This is a genomic window from Pantoea sp. GbtcB22, from assembly GCF_019091025.1.
GTDB classification, from domain to species: domain Bacteria; phylum Pseudomonadota; class Gammaproteobacteria; order Enterobacterales; family Enterobacteriaceae; genus Pantoea; species Pantoea leporis.
The window spans coordinates 1-294 of the sequence record NZ_JAGXKB010000086.1 but is presented as its reverse complement, the minus strand read 5'-3'; the positions used below and the strand labels follow the sequence as shown (position 1 = coordinate 294).

Here is a 294-nt window from a genome sequence, read left to right as displayed (position 1 = left end):
CACGTTACCATCCAGATGGTTCACTGGAGTTTTTGGGCCGTCGTGATCATCAGGACAAGATCCGTGGCTACCGTATTGAGCTTGGAGAGATTGAATCAGCGTTGATTGCACATCCAGGCGTTGCACGCGGCATCGTATTGCTTGATGATCATCGCCGCTTGGTTGCGGCCTTCACCTCACTTAAACAACAGGACAATGTCGCAGAGCTTCGTCGTCATTTGCAGCGTTATCTGCCACAGGAAATGATACCTGAAGAGAAAGACGGACTTCCTGCATTAGCACTGAGCAGCAACG

The 294-nt window shown here is 50.7% G+C and carries 1 protein-coding gene; it reads left to right on the top strand.

Annotated features, from left to right (window positions below; all coding sequences use genetic code 11):
• Positions 1–32: 32 nt before the first annotated feature.
• On the top strand, positions 33–294 hold a 262-nt coding region (locus KVT28_RS24860), incomplete at its 3' end, for a hypothetical protein (RefSeq protein WP_217550802.1).